The sequence below is a fragment of the Flavobacterium zubiriense genome (genome assembly GCF_041729725.1).
In the GTDB taxonomy this organism is placed as follows: Bacteria; Bacteroidota; Bacteroidia; order Flavobacteriales; family Flavobacteriaceae; genus Flavobacterium; species Flavobacterium zubiriense.
The window spans coordinates 150,667-157,106 of the sequence record NZ_JBCFQL010000012.1; the positions used below are offsets into that span (position 1 = coordinate 150,667).

A 6,440-nucleotide genomic window follows, 5' to 3' on the forward strand; every position below is an offset into this window, starting at 1 on the left:
TTTAAAATTTCTTCAACTACAAAATTCTGTTGATTTTTTTGTTTTTAACCACACATTTAACGATTTGTTAAACAAAACAATGCAATTAGCTAAAAACCTCTAAAAATTCATAAAATAGAAAACAATTTGTGTATTGTTGCAAAAACAACTTTATGATTGAAAATGGAAATAAAAAAACTAACTCTCTAGAACACAAGCAAGCAAATTAAAAGCACATAGTACTATTAATATAGTTTGGGTATCGTATATAATCGATAATATTAATTGAATACATGATTTCATTTTTATACTTTTGCGTTCTTGTTACCATCTTATTAAAAACAGGGTAGTACAAAACACAGAAATACACTAAAAAAAATTAAAAAATGAGCAAGACATTATTTGACAAAGTATGGGATTCGCATGTTGTGCGTAAAATTGAAGACGGACCAGATGTGTTTTTTATTGATCGTCATTTCATTCACGAAGTTACAAGTCCAGTAGCTTTCTTGGGTTTAAAATCAAGAGGCGTGTCAGTATTATATCCTGAACGTACATTCGCAACTGCCGATCACAATACACCTACTATTAACCAACACTTGCCTGTTGAAGACGCCTTATCTGCTAATCAATTAAAAGCATTAGAGACAAACGCGAACGAATACGGTATTTCTCACTGGGGATTAGGTCACATAAAAAATGGAATTGTACACGTGGTAGGGCCTGAAAACGGAATTACTTTGCCTGGTGCTACAATCGTATGTGGAGATTCACATACTTCTACTCATGGTGCTTTTGGTGCTATTGCTTTCGGAATTGGTACATCTGAAGTAGAAATGGTTCTTTCTACTCAATGTATCATGCAACCGAAACCTAAAAAAATGCGTATCAACGTAAACGGAAAATTGAGTAAAGGTGTAGGTCCAAAAGACGTTGCACTTTATATCATCGCTCAATTAACTACTTCTGGAGGTACAGGTTATTTTGCTGAGTACGCAGGGAATGTTTTCGAAGAAATGACAATGGAAGGTCGTATGACTGTTTGTAATTTAAGTATCGAAATGGGTGCTCGTGGAGGTATGATTGCTCCGGATCAAAAAACATTTGATTATTTAGAAGGTAGATTACATGCTCCAAAAGGAGAAGCTTGGACTAAAGCAGTAGCATACTGGAAAACTTTAAAAACAGACGAAGGTGCTCAATTTGATGCTGAATTAAACATCAATGCCGAAGATATTGAACCAATGATTACTTACGGAACAAATCCGGGTATGGGAATTGGTATTTCTAAACACATTCCTTCTGCTAACCAAGTTGAAGGTGGTGAAGAAACTTACAAAAAATCATTAGCTTATATGGGCTTTGAGGAAGACGATGTAATGATTGGTAAACCAATTGACTATGTTTTCTTAGGAAGTTGTACTAATGGTCGTATTGAAGATTTTAGAGCTTTTACAGAAATCGTAAAAGGAAGAAAAAAAGCAGATAACGTTACTGCTTGGTTAGTTCCGGGTTCTCACGTTGTAGAAGCACAAATCAAAGAAGAAGGTTTATTAGATATTCTTACTGAAGCTGGTTTTGTATTGCGTCAACCAGGTTGTTCAGCATGTTTGGCTATGAACGATGACAAAGTGCCTGCTGGAAAATATGCAGTAAGTACTTCTAATAGAAACTTCGAAGGTCGTCAAGGTCCAGGCTCAAGAACATTGTTAGCTTCTCCAATTATGGCAGCAGCAGCAGCAGTTACTGGAAAATTAACTGACCCAAGAGAATTGATGTAAAAGATTTTAGATTGAAGATTAACGATTTCTGACCCGAGCGTCAGCGAACTGGCGTAGCAATTCAGATTTCGTTAATCTAAAAAATCTTTTTACAACATTCAGTTTAAAATACAATTAGATTACACAAAATAACATTAGCGTTTACGATTATATTTTACTTACGGTAAATCTAAAATCTAAAATCGTTAATCAAAAATCAAAAATCAAATGGCATACGATAAATTTAATATCCTTACTAGTAGTGCAGTGCCGCTACCGATAGAAAACGTAGATACTGATCAAATTATCCCAGCTCGTTTCTTGAAAGCTACAAAACGTGAAGGTTTTGGAGACAACCTTTTCAGGGACTGGAGATACAATGGAGATGATACTCCAAAAGCGGATTTCGTATTAAACAACCCAACTTACAGCGGAAAAATCCTTGTAGGTGGAAAAAACTTTGGTTCTGGTTCTTCTCGTGAGCACGCTGCTTGGGCTGTTTACGATTATGGATTCCGTGCAGTAGTTTCTTCTTTCTTTGCAGATATTTTCAAAGGAAACTGTTTGAATATTGGAGTTTTGCCAGTACAGGTTTCTCCTGAATTTTCAGATAAGATATTTGCTGCTATCGAAGCAGACCCAAATACTGAATTAGAAATCAATTTACCAGAGCAAACAATCACATTGAAAGCTACAGGTGAAAAAGAATCTTTTGATATCAACGGATACAAAAAGAACAATATGGTTAACGGTTTTGATGATATCGATTATCTACAAAACATCAAAGAAGAAATTGTAAGTTTTGCTGAGAAGCTTCCTTACTAAATAATAGTATCATATATAAATGCAGCTGCTAAACATAATTCTTACGGAATTCTTTAGCAGCTGCTTTTAGTGTTTTATGAATTACACAATATAATGATTTCAAAATCAGTAAATCAGAACCTTTTTTAGCATCAAATTTATAATGGGAAAAAGAAAAATTGAAATAATGGATACGACACTTCGTGATGGTGAACAAACCTCAGGAGTATCATTTTCTGCTGCAGAAAAACTAACCATTGCCCAATTATTATTAGAAGAGTTGCATGTAGATCGTATCGAAATAGCCTCGGCACGTGTAAGTGAAGGGGAATTTGAAGGCGTTAAAGGCATTATGACTTGGGCTGAAACAAAAGGATACGCTGATAAAATTGAAGTATTGACTTTTGTTGATAAAGGATTATCAATCGAATGGATGAAAAAATCGGGTGCAAAAGTTCAAAATCTTTTGACTAAAGGTTCTTTAAACCATTTGACTCATCAATTAAAAAAAACACCAGAACAACATTTTGCTGAAATTGCCGAAACGATTGCATTAGCTCACGAAAATGGAATTACTACCAATGTATATTTAGAAGACTGGAGTAATGGGATGCGTAATTCTCCTGAATATGTGTATCAATATTTGGATTTTATTAGCACGCAACCCGTTAAAAGAATTTTGCTTCCAGATACTTTAGGCGTGCTTATTCCTTCGGAAACTTTTCAGTTTATCTCAGAAATTACTAAAAAATACCCTAATATTCACTTTGATTTTCATGCGCACAACGATTATGATTTAAGTGTTGCCAATGTTATGGAAGCATTAAAAGCAGGTATTCACGGATTGCACGTTACTGTAAACGGAATGGGAGAACGTGCTGGAAACGCACCTTTGGCCAGTACCATTGCGGTAATTAATGATTTTATGCAAGAAATTGAAATTGGCGTAAAAGAAACTTCTTTATACTCAGTGAGTAAATTAGTAGAAACTTTTACTGGATATAGAATTCCAGCTAATAAACCAATTGTTGGTGATAATGTTTTTACTCAAACAGCTGGAATTCACGCTGATGGAGACAATAAAAACAATTTATATTTTAATGATTTACTTCCAGAACGCTTTGGAAGAAAAAGAAAATACGCTTTAGGAAAAACTTCTGGAAAAGCAAATATTGAAAAAAATCTTCAAGAATTAGGTTTACAATTAAATCAGGAAGATTTAAAATTGGTTACCCAAAGAATTATCGAATTAGGTGATAAAAAAGAAACCGTTACTAAGGAAGATTTGCCTTATATCATTTCTGATGTTTTAGATAGTCATACTTATGAGGAAAAAATTACCGTAGAATCGTATTTGTTATCTCATGCCAAAGGTATGCGTCCATCAACCACTATTTGTTTAAAAATTGACGGACAAATCATCGAGGAACACGCTCAGGGCGACGGTCAATTTGATGCTTTTATGAATGCTTTGACAAAAATTTATAAGACTAAAAAAATGACTTTGCCTAAGCTTACCGACTACGCAGTAAGAATCCCTCCAGGAAGTAGTTCGGATGCTTTATGTGAAACCATTATTACTTGGGTGAATGATGGAAAGGAATTCAAAACCAGAGGTTTAGATTCTGACCAAACAGTAGCGGCTATTATCGCTACTCAAAAAATGCTCAACGTAGTAGCTGTTTAAATTAGAAAACAATAAATTAATATAAATACAAAATAATGAAATTAAATATCGCACTTTTAGCAGGGGACGGAATCGGACCAGAAGTTATTGATCAAGCAGTAAAAGTATCAGATGCAATTGCACAGAAATTTGGACATGAAATTACCTGGAAACCAGCTTTAACTGGAGCTGCTGCGATTGATGCAGTAGGGGAGCCTTATCCAGATGCGACACATGAAATTTGTAAAAATGCTGATGCAGTTTTGTTTGGAGCGATTGGACACCCGAAGTACGATAACGATCCTTCTGCACCTGTAAGACCAGAACAAGGTTTGTTAAAAATGCGTAAAGCATTAGGTTTGTTTGCAAACGTAAGACCAACGTTTACATTCCCATCTTTATTGGATAAATCCCCATTAAAAAGAGAAAGAATTGAAGGAACTGACTTAGTTTTCTTAAGAGAATTAACTGGTGGAATTTACTTTGGTGAAAAAGGAAGAAGAGACGGTGGAGAAACAGCTTTTGATAACTGTGTATATACAAGACATGAGGTACAACGTTTAGCAAAAAAAGGTTTCGAATTAGCAATGACACGTTCAAAAAGATTGTGTTGCGTTGATAAAGCGAACGTTTTAGAAACCTCTCGTTTATGGAGAGAAACAGTTCAAGCAATGGAGAAAGATTATCCAGAAGTTACTGTTAGTTATGAATTTGTTGATGCTGTTGCTATGCGTTTGGTACAATGGCCAAATTCTTATGATGTATTGATTACTGAAAACTTGTTTGGAGATATTTTAACAGATGAAGCTTCTGTGATTTCTGGATCAATGGGATTAATGCCTTCTGCATCTATGGGAGCTGAAGTGTCTTTGTTTGAGCCTATTCACGGTTCATATCCACAAGCAACAGGTTTAAACATTGCAAACCCAATGGCTACTGTTTTATCGGCTGCTATGATGTTTGAAAGCTTTGGATTGATGGAAGAAGGAAGCGCCATGAGAGATGCAGTAAATAAAGCGTTAGAAGCGGGAATAGTTACTGAAGATTTAGCCGATGGCGGAAAAGCTTATGGGACTAAAGAAGTTGGAGATTGGTTAGCTGCTAATATATAAAAATAAATTCGCTTTCAGATTCCCTCTCATTTGAGAGGGCGGAAGATAAGGAAAATAAAAAAGGGGACAATTTACATTGTCCCCTTTTTCTATATAAAGAAAAAATATTAATATCCTCCTCTGTTTCCACCACGGTCATTTCCACCACGGCTGTTTCCTCCACCATAACCACCACGTGAATCTCCACCACGGCTGTTATTGTTAAAGCTTCTTCTTTCGCCTTCTGGTTTTGGCTCAGATTTATTAACAACAATTGCACGTCCTTGAACAGTAGCTCCGTTCAATTCATCAATTGCTTTTTGAGCTTCAGCATCAACTGGCATCTCAACAAAACCAAATCCTTTACTTCTTCCAGTAAATTTATCAGTAATAATTTTAACAGAATCAACTGCTCCGTAAGCCTCAAAAGACTCTCTTAAATCTGCTTCCTCAATACTAAATGGAAGACTTCCAACAAAAATATTCATATGTACTTATTTATAATAATTGTGACAAATGTACTCTTATTTTTTTATAACACACTATAAATAAGCTTATTTATATTTTATTTAAATGTTAGAACAAAATAGTTATGCGAAAAAAAATCAAAAAACAATAAAACAAGCTGATTTAGTACTAATTAACAGTAATAGGGATTTTGTAAAAAAAACCATGTTGGAAGTTCAATGTAGCTTCTGCTAGAGGATCATTAAAAATGTTTTCTATATTAAATTTAAAAGTTCCCGAAATGGTTTTTTCTATTTGATTGTACTCTGTAATTACAATTTCGCCATTGCCTACTCCAAAACCAGAAGAAAATGTAAGACTCTCTTTAGTTAAAGGATCTGTAAAAACATAGGTTGCAGTATTCATTGGTGTTGTGCCAATAAAATAAGTACCCGAAGTGACCGAACTTGTTTTTAAAGTAACAATTTCTGTTGCGGTATAGGCTTCAATTATCAATGTTCCTCCTGGATTAACCGTAGCAGTAGACTGAATAGCTCTCCAAAAAACGTTGTCTTTGTTTGCTTGAAAAGAAGGATTGTTAAACCTTACGTCTTCTTCACAGGAAAATAAAGAAAAAAGAGCAATCAAAAACAAAAAAAGTTTTTTCATAGATTAAGAAATTTACAAACAAAA

The 6,440-nt window shown here is 34.6% G+C and carries 6 protein-coding genes; 4 read left to right on the forward strand and 2 right to left on the reverse strand.

Annotation, left to right across the window (positions count from 1 at the left end; translation table 11 throughout):
- Window positions 1–365 precede the first annotated feature (365 nt).
- The 4 genes from leuC to leuB all read left to right on the forward strand — a co-directional run bounded on the left by leuC (window position 366) and on the right by leuB (window position 5,321).
- Window positions 366–1,760, forward strand: coding sequence for a 3-isopropylmalate dehydratase large subunit (gene leuC, locus AAGV28_RS12280; protein ID WP_373407099.1), 1,395 nt, complete (start codon window positions 366–368; stop codon window positions 1,758–1,760).
- A 207-nt stretch (window positions 1,761–1,967) separates the two neighbouring features.
- Entirely contained in the window at window positions 1,968–2,564 is a 597-nt protein-coding gene (gene leuD / locus AAGV28_RS12285) for a 3-isopropylmalate dehydratase small subunit (RefSeq protein ID WP_373407100.1), read from the forward strand.
- A 142-nt stretch (window positions 2,565–2,706) separates the two neighbouring features.
- Window positions 2,707–4,230: an alpha-isopropylmalate synthase regulatory domain-containing protein gene (locus AAGV28_RS12290; RefSeq protein ID WP_373407101.1), complete on the forward strand. Its 1,524-nt coding sequence runs from the start codon at window positions 2,707–2,709 to the stop codon at window positions 4,228–4,230.
- A 35-nt stretch (window positions 4,231–4,265) separates the two neighbouring features.
- Window positions 4,266–5,321 carry a 3-isopropylmalate dehydrogenase gene (gene leuB / locus AAGV28_RS12295; protein WP_373407102.1) on the forward strand — a complete coding sequence of 352 codons (1,056 nt, stop codon included), beginning with the start codon at window positions 4,266–4,268 and terminating at the stop codon, window positions 5,319–5,321.
- A gap of 107 nt (window positions 5,322–5,428) precedes the next feature.
- Here the strand turns inward: leuB and AAGV28_RS12300 are convergent, their stop codons facing one another.
- Window positions 5,429–5,788 carry an RNA recognition motif domain-containing protein gene (locus AAGV28_RS12300; RefSeq protein ID WP_161645032.1) on the reverse strand — a complete coding sequence of 120 codons (360 nt, stop codon included), beginning with the start codon at window positions 5,786–5,788 and terminating at the stop codon, window positions 5,429–5,431.
- A gap of 148 nt (window positions 5,789–5,936) precedes the next feature.
- On the reverse strand, window positions 5,937–6,416 hold the full coding sequence (locus AAGV28_RS12305) for a DUF6252 domain-containing protein (protein ID WP_373407103.1): 480 nt from the start codon (window positions 6,414–6,416) through the stop codon (window positions 5,937–5,939).
- Between the last annotated feature and the right edge of the window lie 24 nt (window positions 6,417–6,440).